The 21,810-nt window shown below is 71.2% G+C and carries 17 protein-coding genes and 1 pseudogene; 11 read left to right on the forward strand and 7 right to left on the reverse strand.

Annotation, left to right across the window (positions count from 1 at the left end):
- Positions 1-2: 2 nt before the first annotated feature.
- Both ABZ622_RS21380 and ABZ622_RS21385 read right to left on the reverse strand, forming a co-directional pair.
- Positions 3-812 (reverse strand): phosphotransferase, encoded by an 810-nt coding sequence (locus ABZ622_RS21380; RefSeq protein ID WP_360545367.1) that lies wholly within the window; start codon positions 810-812, stop codon positions 3-5.
- A 27-nt stretch (positions 813-839) separates the two neighbouring features.
- A complete protein-coding gene (locus ABZ622_RS21385) occupies positions 840-1,139 on the reverse strand; it encodes a YciI family protein (RefSeq protein WP_360545369.1) in 300 nt (99 codons plus the stop codon).
- A gap of 79 nt (positions 1,140-1,218) precedes the next feature.
- On the opposite strand from ABZ622_RS21385, the gene ABZ622_RS21390 reads away from it, so the two are divergent.
- Both ABZ622_RS21390 and ABZ622_RS21395 read left to right on the forward strand, forming a co-directional pair.
- A complete protein-coding gene (locus tag ABZ622_RS21390; RefSeq protein WP_360545371.1) occupies positions 1,219-1,896 on the forward strand; it encodes an endonuclease V in 678 nt (225 codons plus the stop codon).
- 66 nt (positions 1,897-1,962) lie between these two features.
- Positions 1,963-2,106 carry a hypothetical protein gene (locus ABZ622_RS21395; RefSeq protein WP_360545373.1) on the forward strand — a complete coding sequence of 48 codons (144 nt, stop codon included), beginning with the start codon at positions 1,963-1,965 and terminating at the stop codon, positions 2,104-2,106.
- Between the two features lie 48 nt (positions 2,107-2,154).
- Here ABZ622_RS21395 and ABZ622_RS21400 read toward each other — a convergent pair whose 3' ends face one another.
- Together ABZ622_RS21400 and ABZ622_RS21405 are read right to left on the reverse strand one after the other, a co-directional pair.
- Entirely contained in the window at positions 2,155-3,114 is a 960-nt protein-coding gene (locus ABZ622_RS21400) for a peptidoglycan-binding protein (protein WP_360545375.1), read from the reverse strand.
- Between the two features lie 391 nt (positions 3,115-3,505).
- Complete coding sequence (locus tag ABZ622_RS21405) at positions 3,506-4,696, reverse strand: saccharopine dehydrogenase NADP-binding domain-containing protein (protein ID WP_360545377.1); 1,191 nt, start codon at positions 4,694-4,696, stop codon at positions 3,506-3,508.
- A 203-nt stretch (positions 4,697-4,899) separates the two neighbouring features.
- On the opposite strand from ABZ622_RS21405, the gene ABZ622_RS21410 reads away from it, so the two are divergent.
- The 4 genes from ABZ622_RS21410 to ABZ622_RS21425 all read left to right on the forward strand — a co-directional run bounded on the left by ABZ622_RS21410 (position 4,900) and on the right by ABZ622_RS21425 (position 10,738).
- Positions 4,900-6,051 (forward strand): CaiB/BaiF CoA-transferase family protein, encoded by a 1,152-nt coding sequence (locus tag ABZ622_RS21410; RefSeq protein ID WP_360545379.1) that lies wholly within the window; start codon positions 4,900-4,902, stop codon positions 6,049-6,051.
- Between the two features lie 83 nt (positions 6,052-6,134).
- Complete coding sequence (locus tag ABZ622_RS21415) at positions 6,135-7,277, forward strand: acyl-CoA dehydrogenase family protein (RefSeq protein ID WP_360545381.1); 1,143 nt, start codon at positions 6,135-6,137, stop codon at positions 7,275-7,277.
- 35 nt (positions 7,278-7,312) lie between these two features.
- Positions 7,313-8,527, forward strand: coding sequence for an acetyl-CoA C-acetyltransferase (locus ABZ622_RS21420; RefSeq protein WP_360545383.1), 1,215 nt, complete (start codon positions 7,313-7,315; stop codon positions 8,525-8,527).
- A 39-nt stretch (positions 8,528-8,566) separates the two neighbouring features.
- A complete protein-coding gene (locus ABZ622_RS21425; RefSeq protein WP_360545385.1) occupies positions 8,567-10,738 on the forward strand; it encodes a 3-hydroxyacyl-CoA dehydrogenase NAD-binding domain-containing protein in 2,172 nt (723 codons plus the stop codon).
- A gap of 34 nt (positions 10,739-10,772) precedes the next feature.
- On the opposite strand, the gene ABZ622_RS21430 is transcribed toward ABZ622_RS21425, so the two are convergent.
- Positions 10,773-11,504 carry a MerR family transcriptional regulator gene (locus ABZ622_RS21430; RefSeq protein WP_360545387.1) on the reverse strand — a complete coding sequence of 244 codons (732 nt, stop codon included), beginning with the start codon at positions 11,502-11,504 and terminating at the stop codon, positions 10,773-10,775.
- 128 nt (positions 11,505-11,632) lie between these two features.
- On the opposite strand from ABZ622_RS21430, the gene ABZ622_RS21435 reads away from it, so the two are divergent.
- The 5 genes and pseudogenes from ABZ622_RS21435 to ABZ622_RS21455 all read left to right on the forward strand — a co-directional run bounded on the left by ABZ622_RS21435 (position 11,633) and on the right by ABZ622_RS21455 (position 18,953).
- Positions 11,633-12,109: a macro domain-containing protein gene (locus tag ABZ622_RS21435; protein WP_360545389.1), complete on the forward strand. Its 477-nt coding sequence runs from the start codon at positions 11,633-11,635 to the stop codon at positions 12,107-12,109.
- Between the two features lie 162 nt (positions 12,110-12,271).
- Complete coding sequence (locus ABZ622_RS21440; RefSeq protein ID WP_360545391.1) at positions 12,272-13,294, forward strand: helix-turn-helix transcriptional regulator; 1,023 nt, start codon at positions 12,272-12,274, stop codon at positions 13,292-13,294.
- Positions 13,295-13,426: 132 nt separating this feature from the next.
- On the forward strand, positions 13,427-16,123 hold the full coding sequence (locus ABZ622_RS21445; protein ID WP_360545393.1) for a M4 family metallopeptidase: 2,697 nt from the start codon (positions 13,427-13,429) through the stop codon (positions 16,121-16,123).
- A 137-nt stretch (positions 16,124-16,260) separates the two neighbouring features.
- Positions 16,261-17,928: pseudogene (locus ABZ622_RS21450) on the forward strand (IS1182 family transposase).
- Between the two features lie 128 nt (positions 17,929-18,056).
- Positions 18,057-18,953 carry an oxygenase MpaB family protein gene (locus ABZ622_RS21455; protein WP_266909796.1) on the forward strand — a complete coding sequence of 299 codons (897 nt, stop codon included), beginning with the start codon at positions 18,057-18,059 and terminating at the stop codon, positions 18,951-18,953.
- Here the strand turns inward: ABZ622_RS21455 and ABZ622_RS21460 are convergent.
- Positions 18,916-19,965, reverse strand: a complete 1,050-nt coding sequence (locus ABZ622_RS21460) for a LacI family DNA-binding transcriptional regulator (RefSeq protein WP_360545395.1) — start codon at positions 19,963-19,965, stop codon at positions 18,916-18,918. The genes ABZ622_RS21455 and ABZ622_RS21460 overlap by 38 nt on opposite strands.
- Positions 19,966-20,128: 163 nt before the next feature.
- Positions 20,129-21,622 carry a M1 family metallopeptidase gene (locus ABZ622_RS21465; RefSeq protein WP_360545397.1) on the reverse strand — a complete coding sequence of 498 codons (1,494 nt, stop codon included), beginning with the start codon at positions 21,620-21,622 and terminating at the stop codon, positions 20,129-20,131.
- Positions 21,623-21,810 lie beyond the last annotated feature (188 nt).

Below are 21,810 nucleotides of genomic sequence, written 5' to 3' on the forward strand. Positions count from 1 at the left end.
CCTCAGGCGAGCAGCCCGGACAGCCGGGCCGCCTGCCGCTCGGCCGTTCCCGGCGGGTTACGGGGATGCCGGGGGTCGTCGAAGGACAGGAGGAACAACCAGACGAGCGCCAGCAGTCTGCGGCATTCCGGCAGCCGCGCACGTTCGGCGGCGGTCAGGTCGAACCGATCGAGGAACGCCGCCGCATCGAGCGGCGGACCGATCCAACCGCCCACGTGTTCCGTGATCTCCGCCAGTTCGAAGGGCCGGTCGCTGAGACCGGAGTCCTCGAAGTCGACGACCCGCACCCGAGCGCCGTCCCACAGATAGTTGGCGAGGTTGCCGTCCCCCGGACCGAACACCATCGGGACGTCCGGCGCGTCGGCCCGGTCCATGCCCGAACGGCAGAGCCAGGCCAGACCACGGTCCATGGCCTCGCCCACCTCGTCGCCGGCTCGCGGGCGGACCCGCGGCATCCAGGCACGGATCCGGGCGATGAGCCGCTGCTGCCGACCGGGCCGCACGGGGACCCCGGCCAGGACATCGGCCGGCACAGCCGCGTACAGCTCATCGAGGGCCGCCGCCAGGGCCCGCAGCCGCCGATCGTCGAGCGGCCGGCCGCGCAGCGGCTCGCCCGGCACGCGCTCCATCACCACCACCGGTTGCTCCGCGGCGAGGTCCACGCTGTGCGGGACCGGGGCCAGGCCCGGCGCGTACGCGGCGAGAAGCCCGAGCGCGCGCCACTCGCGCTCGCACTGCGCGCGGCTGCCGGGCCGGAACGTCTTGATCACGCGGTCGGACCGGAGGTCGACGGCGTGCGTACTCCACGGCACGGTGGCCCGCTCCGTTCCGAGTCCCCGCTATCCGGGCAACTGCTGCCGGTAGGGGGCGAGTTCGTCCGAGGTCTTCGTCGCGATGAACTCGGTGATGCGGTACGCGCACACGCCCCGTACCGAGAACGGATCCTGCGAGACGATCCGCTCGATCCCCGCGCGGTCGTCCCCGACGGCCAGGATCACCCCGCCGTCGCGCGGGTTCTTGCGGCCCGACGCGATGAACACCCCCGCCGCGTACTGCGCGTCCAGCCAGACGACATGGTCCTGGAGCAGCTCGTCGACGCGCTCGACAGGGGCGGTGTAGGTCAGTTCGAGTACAAACATGCTCGCCAGGCTACGGGGACGCCGGGCCACGGCGGCCCCCGGGCCCGTCCCGTGGGCAGCCCCTAGACTCGGCCGCACCATGACAAACCTTGCGATGCCCGCCGGTGAGGCCGAAGCCCGAGCCGTCCAGGACACCCTGCGCTCCCGGGTGGTGCTCGACGAACCCGGCCCGCCACCCGGAACCGGCCGGGTCACGGGGGTGGACGTCGCCTACGACGACGAGCGCGATGTCGTCGTCGCGGCGGCGGTCGTCCTCGACGGGGCGACGTTCGCAGTGGTCGCCGAGACCACCGCCGTCGGCCGGGTCACCTTCCCGTACATTCCCGGCCTCCTCGCCTTCCGGGAGATCCCGACCGTGCTGGCCGCGCTCGAATCCCTGCCGGTCGACCCCGGACTGGTGATCTGCGACGGATACGGCCGGGCGCACCCGCGCCGCTTCGGGCTCGCCAGCCACCTCGGGGTGCTCACCGGCCTCCCGGTGATCGGAGTCGCCAAGAACCCGTTCACCTTCTCGTACGAGCAGCCGGGGCCCCGACGCGGTGACTGGTCCCCGCTGCTCGACGGCGAGGAGGAGGTGGGCCGGGCGCTGCGTACCCAGGACGGCGTGAAGCCCGTCTTCGTGTCGGTCGGACACCGGACCGGCCTGGACAATGCCTGCGCCCACACCCTGCTGCTGGCCCGCGACTTCCGCCAGCCGGAGACCACCCGCAGGGCCGACTCGCTCTGCCGGAAGGCGCTGCGGGAGGCGGCCGTCTGACGGTGCGAAGAGCGTGAGTACGCGTACGGATACCGTTTGCCGATCATCACCGGCAAGCTTGTACGCATGAACGAACATCGAACGTCCACGCGATCCGGCACCGTCTACCTCGCTCAGCGCCGGGTCGCGATAGGGATGACACTCGGGATGATCGCGGGAGTGGCCTGGGCCGTCTCGATGATCTGCACACTGGTTTCCTGGGCGCTCTGAGCCCACGGCGCACGGCCGCCCCCGGTCCGCCCGACCGGCGGCCCGAGGCTATGTGTGCTGATCCGGCCCCTGGGCGTTGAGCAGCGCGCGCCAGGTGCCCTCGTCCCCGATCCCCGTCGCCGGCAGATTCCGGGACTCCTGGAACTCCTTGAGCGAGCGCATGGTCGAGAGGGTGTACGTACCGGTGCTGTCGGTCGGCACCCCGGAGTGGTGCAGCAGGTACTGCACCGCCGTGACGGCGTCGGGCTTGGTGGTGCGCGAGTCGACCGTGATGACCAGCAGCGGCCAGGTGTCCTTCCCGACCTTGCCGTCCGGGGTCAGACCGTGTGCGGCCTGGAACTGCTTCACGGCCTGTGCCGTGGCCGGACCGTAGTCGGCGTCGACCTTCACGTCGAAGCCGTTGGCCCGGAGCAGCAGCTGCACCGTACGCGCCTTCCAGAGCACATCGCCCTTGCGGGCCAGCGGCCAGTCCGTGCCCTGCGACGGCCGGTCCGACACGTGCGCCGTGGCCTTGGCATCGCCCTGTCCGGCGGTCGGCACCAGCCACCACACGAAGCCGCCGAGCACGAGCAGGAGGAGCGAGGCGATGGCCAGGGTCGGATACGCGACGGGGGAGCGGTCCCACCAATGGGCCGTCGCCCCGCGCCGGTCGGCCGGTCCGGCGGGCATGGACGCCGTTGCGGGCGCGGCCGTGGCCGACGGGCGCTTGCGGGACGGGGCCGCCCCCGCCGCCGCGTCGGCCAGGGCGCACGCCCGGACCAGGTCGTCGGCCGGGGCCCGCAGCGCCGAGTGCAGCTGCTCGACGATCCTGCGCGGTGCGTTGGAGGCGTGGGCGGGATTCAGATAGCGCGACAGGGTGGTCTGGTCGACGCCCAGCCGCTTGGCGAGGGACTGCTGAGTGGGTTTCTCGCGGCCGTCGCGGGCCGACGACTCCCACCAGTTCCTCAGCAACTCGGCGAGTGCACGCCCCGGCTGCTCGTCACGGCCCGCCACAGTGTTGTCCGTCATGGTTCTTCCCCGACTCTCTGTGTGCATAGCCGCAGGTCAACGCCGTGCATCGGGAACGTGCCCAGGTGCGCCGACCCGCGGGACGCAGATCGTAGTGAAAGCCCCGTTCCCCACCGCACGGCCGAGGAGCGGCCGACCCGTCGGCCCTTCGGGTGCGCTCCGCCCCCACCCCTTCCCGGGGGTGCTCCTGCCTGCGGATACGCGGCGGAGCGGGTACTCATGGGCCCTTCGCCCGTGGAACGGGGAGATCCGGGCGCGCAGCGGACATCACCCGTACGAGTGCGCGTCGCCCCGGGCGGCACGGGTCGCCGTGGGGACGAGTCGCCCCCCGCCCCGGGCGGCACGGGTCGCTGCGGGGACGAGTGGCCGATCCGCCCCGGGCGGCCGTAGCTCAGCGGGCCGAAGCGACCCGGAAGCGCAGCCCGGCCGAGCGCAGCCGCCCCAGCAGGGCGTCACCCATCGCGGCGGCCGTGGTGACCTGACCCGAGGCCGGCGGGAGCTCGTCCAGGGCGAGGCAGAGCGCGGACTCGGCGAGCATCTTCGCCGTCTCGTCGTAGCCGGGGTCACCGCCCGAGACCTCGGTGAAGACCCGGTGCCCGCCGCCCTCGCCGACGAAGCGCACGGTGAACCAGCTGCGCCGGCGGCGCTCCGCGTCCGGCCCCTTGCCCGGCTCGTACCGGTCCATCAGCCAGGACCGGGCCGCCGGGACCTGTGCGGCGCCCAGCAGGGCGCCGACCGCGGCCGTGCCACCGAGCGCCACGGGCAGATGACGTACCGAGGCGAAGTGGCGGTAGCGGAAGTCGGGGCCGTAGCGGGCCAGCACCCGCGCCGAGCGTTCGACGACCCGCGGGTCCAGCGTCGGCAGCGGGAGCGCCCAGGTGCCGGTCTCCGCGCTGAAGTGCGGGGTGCCGAGCAGGGCGCGGGCCCGGCGGGCGACCAGCCGCGGTTCGTGCAGCCGGCGCTCCCGGGCGGCGCTCAGCATCCGGGGCCCGCGGCCCATCGCGGTGAGCGCCGAGGCGAACGTACCGCCGGAGAAGACGGCGTTGCTGCGTACGAAGCCGTCGACGGTCAGGGGCACGTCCCGCGGCAGCTGCTGGACGGTGAAGTACACCCCGAGGTCGTGCGGTACGGAGTCGAAGCCGCAGGCGTGCACGATCCTGGCCCCGGTCTCGCGGGCCCGCGCGTCGTGCTCCAGATACATCCGGTCCACGAACTCCGCCTCGCCGGTGAGGTCCGCGTAGTCCGTCCCCGCCTCGGCGCAGGCCGCGACCAGCTTCTCGCCGTACCAGACGTAGGGGCCCACCGTCGTGGCCACCACATGGGCGGACTCGGCGAGTTCGCGCAGCGAGCGCTCGTCCTCGGCGTCGGCGTGCAGCAGCGGGAGCTCCGCGCAGCGCGGGTCGATCGCGGTGAGCCGTTCGCGCAGGCGCTCCAGCTTGACCCGGTCGCGTCCGGCCACGGCCCAGCGGCAGCCGGAGGGCGCGTGGGCGGCGAGATATCCGGCGGTGAGGGCGCCCACGAAGCCGGTGGCGCCGAAGAGGATTACGTCAAAGGGGCGTTGTACCCCGTTCTGCCTGTTCATGAGTGCCTCCGCGGGGCCGGCGCCGATGTGGCAGGCAGAGGTTAGCGGAGGGGGTCGTGGCGGTGTGCGGCCGGGCGGCCCCCATGGGAGAGGATCCCGGAGAAGGTACTAAGCGCTTGCTCGCCCCCAGGGGTTGTGCGGAGCGCGGCGCGTTCTTAGCATCATCGCTGTTACATCAGTTGTGTCATACCGCTGGGGGCTCGATGGCAACGACAGAGCACGGCTCGCACGGCCCGCTGTCAGGGGTGCGGGTGGTCGAACTGGCAGGCATCGGACCCGGCCCGTTCGCCGCGATGCTCCTGGCCGACCTCGGCGCCGATGTCGTCAGGGTCGACCGGCCCGGCGGTGCGGGGCTGGGCATCGACCCCGCGTACGACCTCACCAACCGCAACAAACGCTCCGTGCTCGTCGACCTCAAGGCCGAGGACGGAGCGGCCCGGGTACTCGATCTGGTCGAGCGCGCCGACATCCTGATCGAGGGCTACCGGCCGGGCGTCGCCGAACGCCTCGGAGTCGGCCCCGACGCGGCGCTGGCCCGCAATCCGCAGCTCGTCTACGGGCGGATGACCGGCTGGGGCCAGGACGGGCCGCTCGCCGAGCGGGCCGGCCACGACGTCGCCTACATCGCGCTCACCGGCACTCTTTCCATGATCGGCAAGCCCGGCGAGCCGCCCACCGTCCCGGCCAATCTCATCGGCGACTACGCGGGCGGCTCGCTCTATCTCGTCGTCGGTGTGCTCGCCGCCCTCCATCACGCCCGCACCCCCGGCGGCCGGGGCCAGGTCGTGGACGCGGCCATCGTCGACGGTGCCGCCCATCTCGCCATGATGATCCACGGAATGCTGGCGGCCGGCGGCTGGCAGGACCGGCGCGGCTCCAACCTCCTGGACGGCGGCTGCCCGTTCTACGGCACGTACGAGACCGCCGACGGCCAGTACATGGCGGTCGGGCCGCTGGAACAGCGCTTCTACGAGGAGTTCGGCAGGCTCCTCGGGATCGGGGACGACGCCCCGGACCGGAGCGACATCGGCCGGTGGGAGGAGTTGCGCACCGTCGTCGCCGACCGGTTCAGAACCCGTACGCGTGCCGAGTGGACCGAGGTGTTCGAGGGTTCGGACGCCTGCGTCGCCCCCGTCCTCTCGCTCCGCGAGGCGCCGCACCACCCGCACCTCGCCGCCCGCTCCACCTTCGTCGAGCACGACGGGCTCACCCAGCCGGCGCCCGCACCGCGCTTCTCCGCGACCCCCGCCTCCGTACGCCGCGCACCCGCCCGGCCCGGCGCGGACACCGCGGCGGTGGCCGCCGACTGGGACGTACCCGGCATCGCGCGGAGCCCGGAGCAGGACGCCGGTTGAGGAGCGGCCCGATGTGATCCCCGGCGGGCCCGCACCGGACCGGCCCGTCCCCACCGTCAAGAACTGGTTCCAGGAGGCACGCGATGCAGCGGCAGATCTTCACCGAGGAGCACGAGGCGTTCCGCGAGACCGTGCGTACCTTCCTCACGAAGGAGGTTCTCCCGCACTACGAGCAGTGGGAGAAGGACGGCATCGTCTCGCGCGGGGCATGGCTCGCGGCCGGCCGGCAGGGGCTGCTGGGCCTCGCCGTGCCCGAGGAGTACGGGGGCGGCGGCAACACCGACTTCCGCTACAGCGCCGTTCTGGCCGAGGAGTTCACCCGGGCCGGCGCCCCCGGCCTCGCGCTCGGGCTGCACAACGACATCATCGGCCCCTACCTCACCGGCCTCGCCACCGACGAGCAGAAGCGGCGCTGGCTGCCCGGATTCTGCAGCGGCGAGACCATCACCGCCATTGCCATGACCGAGCCCGGCGCGGGCTCCGACCTCCAGGCCATCCGCACCACCGCCGAGGACAAGGGCGACCACTGGCTGCTCAACGGCTCCAAGACCTTCATCTCCAACGGCATCCTCGCCGACCTCGTGGTCGTGGTCGCCAGGACCACCCCGGAGGGCGGCGCGAAGGGGCTCTCGCTGATCGTCGTCGAACGCGGCGCGGAAGGCTTCGAGCGGGGCCGCAACCTCGACAAGATCGGCCAGAAGTCCCAGGACACCGCGGAGCTGTTCTTCAACGACGTCCGCGTGCCCAAGGAGAACCTGCTGGGCGAACGCGACGGCGCCTTCATCCATCTCATGACCAACCTGGCACAGGAACGGATGGGCATAGCGGTCTCCGGGATCGCCGCCGCGGAACATCTCCTGGAGATCACCACGAAGTACGTCAAGGAGCGCGAGGCCTTCGGCAGGCCGCTCTCCAAGCTCCAGCACATCCGGTTCGAGATCGCCGAGATGGCCACCGAGTGCGCCGTCACCCGCACCTTCATCGACCGCTGCATCGTCGACCACTCCGACGGCACGCTCGACGCCGTGCACGCCTCGATGGCCAAGTGGTGGGCCACCGAACTGCAGAAGCGCGCCGCCGACCGCTGTCTCCAACTCCACGGCGGATACGGCTACATGGCGGAGTATCCGGTCGCCAGGGCATTCACCGACGGCCGCATCCAGACCATCTACGGCGGCACGACCGAGATCATGAAGGAGATCATCGGCCGCTCGCTGCTCGCCTGACCCCTTCGCACAACCACCCTCGAAAGGCTGCTGTCTTGAGTACCGAAGCGTTTGTCTACGACGCGATCCGCACCCCCCGCGGCCGCGGCAAGGCCAATGGCGCCCTGCACGGCACCAAGCCGATCGACCTCGTCGTCGGCCTCATCCACGAACTCCGCAGCCGCTTCCCCGGCCTCGACCCGGCGGCCGTCGACGACATCGTCCTCGGCGTGGTGAGCCCGCTCGGCGACCAGGGCTCCGACATCGCCCGGATCGCCGCCATCGCGGCCGGTCTCCCGGACACCGTCGCCGGCGTCCAGGAGAACCGCTTCTGTGCCTCCGGTCTGGAAGCCGTCAACCTGGCTGCCGCCAAGGTCCGTTCGGGCTGGGAGGACCTCGTCCTGGCGGGCGGTGTCGAGTCGATGTCCCGGGTCCCGATGGGATCCGACGGCGGCGCCTGGGCGATGGACCCGATGACCAGCTTCCAGACGGGCTTCGCCCCGCAGGGCATCGGGGCCGACCTCATCGCCACCATCGAGGGCTTCTCCCGCCGCGACGTCGACGAATTCGCCGCACTCTCCCAGGAACGCGCCGCCGAAGCGTGGAAGGACGGCCGCTTCGCCCGCTCCGTCGTCCCCGTCAAGGACCGCAACGGCCTCGTCGTGCTCGACCACGACGAGCACATGCGGCCCGGCACCACCGCCGACTCGCTCGCCGCGCTCAAGCCGTCCTTCGCCGCGATCGGCGAGATGGGCGGCTTCGACGCGGTGGCGCTCCAGAAGTACCACTGGGTCGAGAAGATCGACCACGTCCACCACGCGGGCAACTCCTCCGGCATCGTCGACGGCGCCGCACTCGTCGCGATCGGCAACAAGGAGGTCGGCGAGCGCTACGGACTCACGCCGCGCGCCCGGATCGTCTCCGCCGCCGTCTCCGGCTCCGAGCCGACCATCATGCTCACCGGCCCCGCGCCCGCCACCCGCAAGGCCCTCGCCAAGGCCGGGCTGACCATCGACGACATCGACCTCGTTGAGATCAACGAGGCGTTCGCCGGGGTCGTGCTCCGCTTCGCCAGGGACATGGGGCTCCCCCTCGACAGGATCAACGTCAACGGCGGCGCCATCGCGCTGGGCCACCCGCTCGGCGCCACCGGCGCGATGATCCTCGGCACCCTCATCGACGAACTGGAGCGCCGCGACCGGCGCTACGGCCTCGCCACCCTCTGCGTGGGCGGCGGCATGGGCGTCGCCACCGTCATCGAGCGACTCTGACCGTCCCCGGCCACCCCTGCTTACGGAGAAGACAGACACATGACCGAGAGCACGACCATCCGCTGGGAACAGGACGAGACCGGCGTCGTCACCCTCGTACTCGACGACCCGAACCAGTCCGCCAACACGATGAACCAGGCGTTCAAGGACTCCATCGCGGCCGTCGCCGACCGTGCCGAGGCCGAGAAGGACGCCATCCGCGGCATCATCTACACCTCCGCCAAGAAGACCTTCTTCGCGGGCGGCGACCTCAAGGACATGATCAGGATCGGTCCGGAGAACGCCCGGCTGGCCTTCGACACCGGCACCGCCATCAAGAACTCGCTGCGCCGCATCGAGACCCTCGGCATCCCCGTCGTCGCCGCCATCAACGGCGCGGCGCTCGGCGGCGGTTACGAGATTGCGCTCGCCTCGCACCACCGCGTCGCCCTCGACGCCCCCGGCTCCCGGATCGGCCTGCCCGAGGTCACCCTCGGCCTGCTGCCCGCCGGTGGCGGCGTCACCCGCACCGTACGCCTCATGGGCATCGCCGACGCGCTGCTGAAGGTCCTCCTCCAGGGCACCCAGTACACCCCGTCGCGCGCCCTGGAGAACGGCCTGGTCCACGAGGTCGCCGCCACCCGCGAGGAGATGCTCGAAAAGGCCCGCGCCTTCATCGACGCCAACCCCGAGTCCCAGCAGCCCTGGGACGTCAAGGGCTACCGGATCCCCGGCGGCACCCCGTCCAACCCGAAGTTCGCCGCCAACCTGCCGGCGTTCCCGTCGAACCTGAAGAAGCAGCTGAACGGCGCCCCCATGCCCGCGCCGCGCAACATCCTGGCCGCCGCCGTCGAGGGCTCCCAGGTGGACTTCGAGACCGCGCTGACCATCGAGGCCCGCTACTTCATCGAGCTGGTCACCGGCCAGGTCGCGAAGAACATGATCCAGGCGTTCTTCTTCGACCTCCAGGCCGTCAACTCCGGTGCCAGCCGCCCCAAGGGCATCGAGGAACGCCAGGTCAACAAGGTCGCCGTGCTCGGCGCCGGGATGATGGGCGCCGGCATCGCGTACTCCTGCGCCCGCGCCGGCATCGAGGTCGTCCTCAAGGACGTCTCCACCGAGGCCGCCGCCAAGGGCAAGGCGTACAGCGAGAAGCTGCTCGACAAGGCGCTCTCCCGGGGCCGCACCACCGAGGCCAAGCGCGACGAACTGCTGGCCCGGATCACCCCGACCGGCGACCCGGCCGATCTGGCCGGCTGCGACGCGGTCATCGAGGCGGTCTTCGAGGACACCGCCCTCAAGCACAAGGTGTTCCAGGAGATCCAGGACATCATCGAGCCGGACGCGCTGCTCTGCTCCAACACCTCGACCCTGCCCATCACCGTGCTCGCCGAAGGCGTCTCGCGCCCGGCCGACTTCATCGGGCTGCACTTCTTCTCGCCCGTGGACAAGATGCCGCTGGTCGAGATCATCAAGGGCGAGCAGACCGGCGACGAGGCCCTGGCCCGCGCCTTCGATCTGGTCCGCCGGATCAAGAAGACCCCGATCGTCGTCAACGACTCGCGCGGCTTCTTCACCTCGCGCGTCATCGGCCAGTTCATCAACGAGGGCGTCGCCATGGTGGGCGAGGGCGTCGAGCCCGCCTCCGTCGAACAGGCCGCGGCCCAGTCCGGGTACCCGGCCAAGGTGCTCTCCCTGATGGACGAGCTGACGCTCACCCTGCCCCGCAAGATCCGCAACGAGACCAGGCGGGCCGTCGAGGAGGCGGGCGGCACCTGGCCGGGCCACCCGTCGGACGCGGTCATCGACCGGATGGTCGACGAGTTCGGCCGGACGGGACGCAGCGGCGGCGCGGGCTTCTACGAATACGACGAGAGCGGCAAGCGCACCCGCCTGTGGCCCGGACTGCGGGAGCACTTCACGAAGCCCGACACGGATGTCCCCTTCATCGACATGAAGGAGCGGATGCTGTTCTCCGAGGCACTGGACAGCGTCCGCTGCCTGGAGGAGAACGTCCTGATCACCGTCGCCGACGCCAACATCGGCTCCATCATGGGCATCGGCTTCCCGCCGTGGACCGGCGGCGTGCTCCAGTACATCAACGGGTACGAGGGCGGCCTGCCCGGCTTCGTCGCCCGCGCCCGGGAGCTCGCGGAGCGGTACGGCGACCGCTTCCTGCCGCCCGCGCTGCTCGTGGAGAAGGCCGAGAAGGGCGAGACCTTCCACGACTGAGCCCACGACCGGCGCCCCCCCCCGCGGGCCGCGTTCACTCCGCCGTGAACGCGGCCCGCAGCTCCTGCTTCAACGACCGCTGGAACGCGGTCACCAGCGCCTGGAGCACCATCGGCTGCATATGGGCGGACAGCGACTTCATCGCCGCCACGTGCTCGGGGTCCGCCTCCCGCTCCCGGTAGGGACCCCACACCTCGTCCCGGAACAGCCGGGTCAGGTCCTGCGCGGCGGACCGCGAGTGCTCCAGCAGCACCGTACGGGCGGCCAGGATCGTCTCGTGGGCGATCGGCACACCGAGCAGCTCCACGCCGAGCCGCAGCAGCCCCGGATCCACCCGGTAGCACCCGTCGACCGGCTCCGCGCGCTCCAGCACACCCATCGCGGCCAGCCGCGCGATGTCCTGCCCGGTCAGCGCCCGGCCGGCCCGCCGCTCCAGCTCCGCCCGCGTCGCGTCCTCCGCCGAGTCGGGTGCCCAGGAGGCCACCAGCGCGCGATGGATCGCCAGGTCGTGTGCGCTCAGGTCCGGCGGCAGCTGTTCCAGATAGCGTTCGATCGCGGCCAGCGTCATGCCCTGGTGCTGGAGCTCCTCGATGAGCGCCAGCCTGGACAGGTGCTCGTGGCCGTAGTGCCCGACCCGTCGCGGCCCGATCACCGGGGGCGGCAGCAGACCCCGGGTGCTGTAGAAACGCACGGTGCGTACCGTGACACCGGCGCGCGCCGCCAGCTCGTCGACGGTGAGCGTCGGCTCCTCGGTGTCGGTCGCCATGTCTGCTCCTCGTGTCCGACCCTGCGGGCGAGCGGCTGTACGCGCGGCCCGCCCCGGTGCAACAGTATTGCTGTCTCACCATTGATGTGAAAGTGCTCGGTGTCGGAGGCGGGACATAACCTGATGCCATGTCCGGGATCACGTATGTACGGGGGGACGCGACCGCGCCCCACGGCAAGGGCGTCAAGCTGATCGTCCATGTCTGCAACGACCTCGGCGGCTGGGGCAAGGGGTTCGTCCTGGCCGTCTCGCGCCGCTGGCCCGAGCCCGAGGCGGCCTACCGCCGCTGGCACCGGGAGCGCGCGGGCAACGACTTCGGCCTCGGCGCGGTGCAGTTCGTGCAGGTGAGCCCGTACATCTGGGTGGCGAACATGGTGGGCCAGCGGGGGATGCGCACGGGGAGCAACGGCGTTCCGGTGCGCTACGAGGCGATCGACACCGCCCTGGAGGCGGTGGCCGACCGGGCCCGCGAGCTGGGGGCCTCGGTCCACATGCCGCGGATCGGCTGCGGGCTGGCGGGCGGGAAGTGGTCCCGGATCGAGCCCTTGGTAGAACTGCGGCTGACCGGCCGGGGCATACCGGTGACGGTGTACGACTTCGACTGAGGCCAGTACCGCCCCCACGGCCTCGGCCTGCGGAAGTCCGCCGGATAATCTGACCCCGGCCGACGGGCGGCGGGAAGAGGGGTGGGTCCGGTGGCGGGTGCCGAGACGGGGCGCGGCGGGTCCGGCCGTCCCGATGCTGTCGCGCCGCGCGACCCGGCAGACATGTCCCTGCTGACCCTGCTCGGCCTCGGACCGGACGAGGACACGGTCTACCGTCTGCTGGTGGACCGTCCCGACAGCGAACCGGGCGCGCTCGCGGGCCCGTTGAGCGGCCCGGCGGTGACACGTGTCCTCGACTCGCTCGTCGATCGCGGGCTCGCCAGTGCCTCCCGGCCGGACGCCGACGGCAGGGTCCGGTACCGGGCCGCCTCGCCCGTCCTCGCGCTCGGACCGCTCCTCGAATCCCGCCGGTCCGCGCTGCACCGGGTCGAGTCGCTCGTGGGAGACCTCTCCGAACGGCACCGCTCCGCGCAGCTGTACGGGGCGGGCGCCCCGGTGGAGGTGCTGTCCGGTCCGGCGGCGATCCGGCGACGGCTGCTGACGATGCAGCAGCGGGCCACACGAGAGGTGTGCGCTCTGGTGCCCAACAACCGGGCGCCCGCGGTGCTCACCTTCCAGGACAACCAGGAGATGGACTCCGAGGTGATGGGCCGCGGAGTGATCCTGCGCAGCGTCGTGGAACGCGCCTGGCTGGAGAAGCCGGTGACCGCGGCCCTGCTCACGTCGAGCGTGGCCGAGGGCCAGCACATCTCCGTCACGGAGCGGCTGCCGATCAAGCTGGTCATCGTGGACCGTCGCATCGCCCTGCTGCCGCTGGACCCGGAGCGCGAGACGGAGCCGGTGGCACTCGTCGTGCACCGGACGGGCCTGCTCACGGCTCTGGTCTCGCTCTTCGAGGAGCACTTCGAGAGGGGCTGGCGGCTGACCCTGCCCGGTACGGAACAGCGCGAGGAGTCCTCGGTCACGGCGATCGACCGGCAGATCGTGGCCCTGCTCCACGTCGGCCTGACCGACGCCGCCATCGCCCGCCAGTTGGGGATGGGGCATCGCACGGTGCAGCGGCGGCTGCACGCGTTGATGGACGAGGTGGGCGCGGCGACGCGTTTCCAGCTCGGCTGGCACGCCGCGCGGGCCGGATGGCTGCCCGAAACATCGGACAACTCGGTCGCAGAAGCGCATTCCTGAGGCGTAATTACGCCACGGCGCTTTCACGCCAGCGTCACCCCCTGTTCACGCAGCGTCCCATGACGAACGATCGGCACGTCAACGTCCGAGACGCCCGACGTCTCGGACGCAGGTGTGCGATGGGGAGGTCCTGTGAGACGAACAAGCGTGCTGCGGACGCTGGCGACCGGGGTGGTCGCCGCCGCGACCGGCGCGGCACTGATGGGCGCACCGGCCTGGGCGGACGACACCGCCACGGCGCCGGCGGCCGACCCGGGAGGCGTCGCCCCCGCGATGACCCAGGGCCTGGACAAGGCCCCCCGGGCAGGCACCCCGGCCCAGGCGGCCCGAGCCCACCTGAAGGCTCATGAGGACACGTACAAGGTCCCGGTCTCCGAGCTGAGCACGGTGAAGACCACCAAGGACGGCAAGCAGTCATCGGTGCGCTTCCAGCAGAAGCACGACGGTGTCCCGGTCTTCGGCGCCGAGTACGCGGTGCAGACGCAGGCGGCGGACGGCGGCCAGCAGGTCACCTCCGCGACGGGCACGCTCTACACCGACCTCACGGTCTCCACGACGCCCACGGTGAGCGAAGCCACCGCGAAGCATCGGATGTTCTCCCTCGACCGCGGCCTGTCCGGCGTCAAGGGTGCGAAGACCGAGGCGCACGGCCTGTCCGTGCTGCCCGACACCCAGGGCGGCAGGCTCGCCTGGCACTTCACCGTCACCGGCGGCAAGGCGAACGGCAGCCCGGTCCGCCAGGAGGTGTACGTCGACGCCCGCGTGGGCGGAATCGCGCTCTCGTACAACAACATCGACGCCGCCGACGCGTCGCCCGCGGAGGCGACGGGCGTACGCGTCGACGGCAGCGAGGCGAAGCTGAACGTCAACAAGGAGACGGACGGCTCGTACACGCTCGTCGACTCGACGCGCGCCATGTACCCGAAGACCGGCGGCCAGATCCGTACGTACGACGCGAACCGCAAGGACTACAGCCTCGTCGCGGGCGGCCCGGTCACGGACGACGTCCCGCTGGGCACCTCGGCGGGCGACCGCTTCGACGGCGCGAACACCACGTCGGGTGCGGTGGACGCGCACCTGAACGCCGCCAAGGTCTACGAGTACTACAAGGACCAGATCGGCCGTGACGGCGTCGACGGCAAGGGCGGCACGATCTACTCCGTCGTCAACGTCGCCGCCGGCGGCAAGGACTACGCCAACGCCTTCTGGGACGGCTCCAAGATGGTCTACGGCCACATGGACGGCGTACCGCTCTCCGTCGGCCTGGACGTCGTCGGCCACGAGATGACGCACGGCGTCACCGAGCACTCCGCCGGACTCGTCTACCTCAACCAGTCGGGCGCGCTCAACGAGGCGATTTCCGACTACTTCGGCAACGCCATGGAGACCGCCGACAAGGGCATCGCCATGAGCGACCCGACGTCCGGCCTCATCGGCGAGTACCTCTGCAACGGCACCAAGCCGCTGGCGGAGTGCGCCCTGCGCGACCTGAACGACGGCCGCAACGCGCAGAAGGACTACATGCCCATCACGCTCGACATCGACAACGGCGGAGTGCACTACAACTCCACCATCGTCGGTGGCGCGCTGTGGGACATGCGCAAGAACATTGACAGCAAGCTCGCCGACCAGATCGTCTACCGGTCCGCGCAGAACTACCTCACCCCGCTGTCCGGCTTCACCGACATGCGCAACGCGGTCATCCTCGCCGCCAAGTCCCTGAACGTCTCCAAGGCCGATCTCGCCGCCATCACCAAGGCGTTCGACGGCCACGGCATCGAAAACGGCTGGGAGCACAAGGGCGGTACGCACGACGGCACCACCATCGGCGCCGACATCCTGCCCGCGTACGAGGTATACAGCGGGGTCGACGAGCAGGCCGCCCAGATCAACGGCGACGTCTACGCGATCAGCCACGGCGACGCCATCGCCTGGGACCAGGGCAGCGCCGCCTTCGGTATCACCGTGGGCCGCTTCGACAAGAAGCCGACCCGTGAACTGGCCCAGAAGGACGCCTACCTCCTCGACCCGTCCCTGGACGACGACCGCATCGCCTTCACCCGCATCGCCGCAGACGGCATCGGCATCTACGGGACCGGTGCCAAGGGCCAGGGTGCGATCAAGAAGCTGGTCGACCGCCCCGACGCCGACGAGACCGAGCCCGTGACCGACAACGGCGCGCTCGCCTACATCAGCACCACCGCCGACGGCGAGCAGGAGGTCATGCTCCGCAAGGCGGACGGCAGCACCGTCAACGTGACGCCCGACGCCGGCAGCAAGGCCAGTCACCTCACGATGAAGCACGGCCAGATCGCCTGGGCCGGTGGCGCCGACGGCACGTATGCGCACGTCTACGACATCGCGAAGGGCACCACGCAGACCAAGCGGATCGCCGGCTTCCTCTTCAACTACATCTCGGACATCCAGCTCACCTCGGAGCGCGTGTTCTGGCGTGAGACCGGTGGCCTCCTGATCCCGAGTTCCACCTTCATGTCGGCGCCCCTCGGCGATCTCGCCAAGTCGGCGAAGCTGACCTACCCCAAGGGCACGTACATGGCCCAGTTCTCGGTCACCGACGAGTACTTCGCGTACTCCACGTACGACTTCTGGGGCGCGCTCGGAGCATGGGGCGACCCGATGAAGGCGATGGTCTCCAGCACCGCCGACACGGTCGCCGGGCTCAACAACTACAGCCGGATCTCCTGCTCCTCCGGTGCCCAGCTCGCCCCGTCGCTCGGGGACGGCCAGCGCGTCGCCTGGCTGGACACGAGCGCGGCGGCCACCGACGTGGTGACCCGCGGCACGTTCGCCGGAACCTGCGAGCAGTAACCACGCGGCACCGCACCGCACACGGGGGCGCCGCCGGATTCCGGACGCTGTTGGTCAATTCGGGCCCGTGCGTGACGTCGGCTCCCAAGACCCGGTTGTGGTCTTGGGAGCCGAGGTGTCGTATGGGGTGGGTGTCGATGTCTATGCAACCGAGCGGGCCGGCGGAGATTCCGGTGGAGACGGTGCGGGTGGCGCAGGCCGCGTTCCCGAAGGGGAGCCTGGCGATCCGGGTGCGGGACGAGTTGGGTCCGTTGTTCACCGACGAGGAGTTCGCGGGTCTGTTCCGGGCGCGGGGGAAACCCGCCTGGTCACCGGGGCGGCCGGCATTGGTGCTGGTGTTGCAGTTCGTCTAGGGGCTCACCGACCGGCAGGCCGCCGAGGCGGTGCGGGCAAGGATCGACTTCAAATACGCCCTCGCGCTGGAACTGGCTGATCCGGGCTTCGACTTCTCGGTGTTGTCGGAGTTCAGGGATCGCCTCATCGAAGCGGACGCCGGGCGGATGGTGCTGGACGGCATCCTGGCCGCGGCCCGGGAGAAGGGACTGCTGAGGACGGCCGGTCGGGTCCGGACCGACTCCACGCATGTGCAGTCCGCGGCACGGGAACTGTGCTGGCTGGAGATGGTGGCGGAGACGCTCCGTTCGGCGTTGAACGCGCTCGCGCAGGCTGCCCCCGACTGGCTGGTGGAGATCGCCGGGCCGGACTGGTTCAGGCACTACGCCACCCAGGCCGAGGACTCCCGGTTCCCCAGGGCTCACACCAAACGCGAGGAGGTTGGCCAGCGGATCGGGACGGACGGGACGCGACTGCTTGAGGCTGTCCTCTCGCTCCAGGCACCGGCCGGACTGCGGGAGCTGGAGCAGGTCCAGATCCTGCGGCAGATGTGGGTTCAGCACTTCCACCTGACCGGGGGCGAGGTGCGGCGGCGGGACCCAAAAGACCGCCCACCGGGCGCGACGCGCCTGGTCACGCCCTATGACCCCGAGGCGAGGGGCAGCAAGAAACGCGACATCCTGTGGGACGGATACAAGACGCATCTCACCGAGACCTGCGAGCCGGACACCCCGAACCTGATGACAAACGTGGCCACCACCGACGCCACCGTCCCGGACAGCGTGATGGCCGGCCCGATCCACGCCTCCCTCGCCGAACGGGACTGCCTGCCCGGCGAACACTGGGCCGACGCCGGCCACCCCAACGCCGCACAGGTACTCGCGGCCCACCGCGACCACGGCGTCGCACTGCACGGCCCACTGGCCACCGACACCAGCCCTCAAAAGAACATTCTGTTCCAGCGGGACGCGTTCACCCTCGACCGGGACCGTCGGCAGGCCACCTGCCCGAACGGGATCACCAGCCCCCAGTGGCACCCCCGCCACTCGCGAAGCGGCCTGGCCGTCATCCGGGTCCGGTTCAGCCCCGCCGACTGCCGCGCCTGCCCCGACCTGCGTGTCTGCACCAGCTCCCCGAACTCCGAACGCCGCGAGCTCACCCTCCAGCCCCGCGAGGAGTACGCCGCTCTCCAGGCCGCCCGGGCCGAACAGCACACCGACGCCTGGAAGGACCGCTACAAGATCCGCGCCGGGGCCGAGGGCACCATCTCCCAAGGCGTCCGGCGTTGCGGCCTGCGCAGATCCCGCTACCAGGGCCTGGCCAAAACCAGCCTCCAGCACCAGCTCACCGGCGCCGCCATCAACCTCGCCCGCATCGACGCCCACCTCACCGAAACACCCCGGGCCCACACCCGAACCAGCCACTTCGCACGGCTTCGCCCCGCCGAGTCGAAACTCGGCGGGGCGAATTAACCAACAGCGTCCGGATTCCGGTGGGCGCCCCTGCCGGGGGTGCGGGGCACCGGTCCGGCGGCGATCGCATACTGGATCACACAGGGGCCGGGCATCCGCCCGTACGCCCGCCGCATTCGGAGCACCGCATGACCAGCGATCCGGCCAGAGACGGCACCCCCGCACCGCCCCCGCCCGGCGGTGTGCTCTGGAGCCTCTCCGGCGACATCCGGGCCCTGCTGATGCTGCCCGCCGCGCTCACCCTCCAGGTGGCACACCCGGCGGTCGGCGCCGGGGTCGACGAACACTCCGTCTTCCGCACGGACCCCTGGGGACGCGGCGAGAGGTCCCTGCGCTCGCTCCAGCTCTGGGTGTACGGGGGCGAGGCGGCGGCCGAGGAGGGGCGCAGGCTGCGGGCCCTGCACCGCACCATCCAGGGCACCGACACCCGGGGGCGCCGCTATCACGCGCTGTCGCCCGCCAACTACGCGTGGGTGCACGCCACGGGCTTCCCGGTCTACCAGCACGCCGCCCGCTATCTCGTCCGGCCGCTCACCCCGGCACAGGAACGCGCCCTGTACCGGGAATGGCTCCAGGTCGGCAGGATCCTCGGCATCCACGACCGGGACATGCCGCAGACGATCGAGGAGTTCTGGCCGTACTACCGGAAGGTGCTCGCCGACGAGATCGAGGCGACCGCGGTCGTCGAGGACCTGGTCGCCGTCGACCGCCCCGTCCCGCCGCCGGACCGCGGACCGCTGCCGCTCAGGCTGCTGCTGAAGGCGCTGTGGCCGGTGCTGTTCCCGCCGTTGGCCCGGTTCCGGCGCTTCGTCACCATCGGGCTGATGCCGCCGGACGCACGCGAGGCCATCGGGCTGGAGTGGACGGACCGGCAGGAGCGCAGACTGCGGCGCTTCAGCGGGGTGGTGCGACGCGTGGTGCCGGTGCTCCCCGAGCGGCTGCGCTATCTCCCCTACGCGCGCCGGGCACGGGCGGCCCACCGCGGGATCACGCGGAGGCCCGGCGCACCAGCTCGGTCGGTGTGATCACCGAATCCCGCTCGTCGCCCCCGGCCTCGCCGTCGAGCCGGCTCATCAGCATCCGCACCATCAACCGGCCCATGCCCTCGACGTCCTGACGGACCGTCGTCAGCGGCGGCTCGGTGGCCTCGGCTATCGACACCATGTCGTCGAAGCCGACCAGGGCCACCTCGTCCGGCACACCGCGGCCGCGCTCGCGCAGCACCCGCAGGGCGCCCGAGGCCATCAGGTCGTTGGCGGCGAAGACCGCGTCCAGGCCGGGGTGGCGGTCGAGCAGTTCCGCCATCGCCCGCGCGCCGCCCTCGATGGTGAAGTCACCTTCCACGAGCAGCGTCGGGTCGTTGTCGGGCAGCACGTCGCGGTAGCCGTCCACCCGGTCCAGGGCCGAGGTCTGGTCGGGCGGTCCGGCGATGTGCGCGATCCGCCGCCGCCCCAGGGCGACGAGATGGCGTACGGCTGCGGCCGCGCCGCCCCGGTTGTCGCAGTCGACGTACGGGACGGCCAGTTCGCACGCGGCGCCCGGCAGGCCCGGACGGCCGCCGTACACGGTGGGCACCCGGAACCTGCGGATGATCGCGGGGAGTTCGTCGTCGGTGTGCAGTGAGAAGGCCAGCACACCGTCCACATGGCCACCGGCCAGATAGCGGGCGACCCGGTCGAAGTCCCCGCTGCCCTCCACCAGGAGCAGGACCAACTGGGAGTCGTGCAGGGTGAGTTCGCGGCTGATGCCACGGATCTGCTGGGAGAAGAACGGGTCGGAGAAGATCCGGAACTCCGGCTCGTCGATGATCACGGCGACCGCGCCGTTGCGCCGGGTGACCAGGGTCCGGGCCGCGTGGTTCGGTACGTAGCCGAGCTCCTCGACCGCCTTGCGCACCCGGTCGGCCAGCGGCTTGCGCACCCCGGCCCCGCCGTTCACCACCCGGGAGACCGTCGCCCGGGAGACCCCGGAACGGGCCGCCACCGCTTCCAGGGTGGGGCGGGCATCGGCGGCGGGGCCGTGGGACGGACCGGGCAAGGGACGCTCCTCGTACACGCGGGATCGGGCCGGAATCGGCCGGGGCCGGCCGGACAGCACCGACGCCATCAGCCTAACCGGCGCCGCCGGACCGCCGCCGGGCCACCGTCGCCCCACGTGGAGGAGGAGGGGCGACGGTGTCCGGACCAGGTCGGCGTCCCGGTCAGCGGTGGTCGTGCACGGAGTTCGTCGCCGCGATCTTCTTCCAGGAGGCGGGGCGGGCCGGCTGCCCGGCGGCGTGCAGGGCGTGCGTGCCGGCCGCCGCCGGGGCCCCGGGCCGCTCCGGCCGGAACAGCCAGGCGTCGAAGAGGGCGGCGAGCGGCTTGCCCGAGACCCGCTCCGCGTATGTCACGAAGTCGCTCACGCTCGCGTTGCCGTGTGCGTGCTCGGCGGGCCAGCCCTTCAGCAGCGCGAAGAACGTCTCGTCGCCCAGCTCGTTGCGCAGCGCCTGGAGCGCCGTCGCGCCCCGGTCGTAGACGGCCGCGTCGAACTGGTTGTCGGGGCCCGGGTCGCCCGGCTTCACCGACCAGAAGGGGTCGTCGGCCGGGTGCAGGGCGTAGGTGTAGTCCGCCAGTTCCTGCGCGGTTCCCTCGCCCTCCTTCTCCGACCACAGCCACTGGCTGTAGCGGGCGAAGCCCTCGTTGATCCAGATGTCCTTCCAGCCCTTGAGGGACACGCTGTCGCCGTACCACTGGTGCGCCAGCTCATGGACGACGACCGAGACATTGGCGCCGCCCGCGAACTGCTTGGGGCTGTAGAACGGCCTGGTCTGGGTCTCCAGGGCGAAGCCGCTGGTCACATTGGGGGAGTAGCCGCCGAGCGCGTCGAAGGGGTACGGCCCGAAGACACCGGTCAGCCACTCGGCGACCTCGGTGGTCCGCTCGATGCTGGCGCGGGCCGCACCGGCGTTGGCGCCCAGGTCCTTGCTGTAGGCGTTGAGGACCGGCAGCCCGTCCGAGGTGGTGTCCGTGGTGATGTCGAACTTCCCGATTGCCAGCGTCGTCAGATAGGTCGCCTGCGGCTGGGCGGAGCGCCAGTTGAAGCGGGTCCAGCCGAGCTTCGAACTCTGGGACTGGAGCGTGCCGTTGCTGATCGCCTGGGTGCCGTCCGGGACGGAGACCGAGATGTCGTACGTCGCCTTGTCCAGCGGGTGGTCGTTGCTCGGGTACCACCAGGCGGCCGACTCCGGCTCCTGGGCGGCCACCGCGCCGTCCGGGGTTCGGACCCAGGACGTCCAGCCGTTGATCTTCACCTCGGAGGGCTTCCCCGCGTACCGCACGACCACCGAGACGGCCCTGCCCTTCGCCAGCGGGGCCGCCGGGGTGATCTCCAGCTCCTGCTCGCCGTTCTTCACATGGCCGGCCTTCTTGCCGTTGACCCGCACCTCGGAGACGTCCAGCCCGAAGTCCAGGTTGAAACGGGAGAGTTCCTGGGTGGTCGTGGCGAGGATGGTCGCCGTGCCCTCCAGCAGATCGGTGGCGGGCTGGTACTTCAGCCGCAGGTCGTAGTGGGACACGTCGTAGCCGCCGTTACCACTGGCCGGGTAGTAGGGGTCGCCGATGCCCGGGGCGCCCACGGTGCCTTCGGCGGCCGAGGCCGGGACCGCCAGCAGCAGGGAGGCCGCGATTGCGCTCGGGACGATGAATCTGCGGTGCACGGAATGCTCCAAGTCGTCGGGGCGAATGATCTTTCGAACCGTCACGTCGACACTATTCAGCGACTGCCGCAACAGTCGTGTCCATGGCCACAGCTGTCACACGATCGCCATTCGGCCGCCACTCCGGCCCGCCGGATTTGCGCCACGATCATGCCATTCATCTCGCTGATCGCCCTCTGTCGCGGAGG

This window comes from Streptomyces sp. NPDC007164, from assembly GCF_040634135.1.
Lineage (GTDB): Bacteria > Actinomycetota > Actinomycetes > Streptomycetales > Streptomycetaceae > Streptomyces > Streptomyces sanglieri.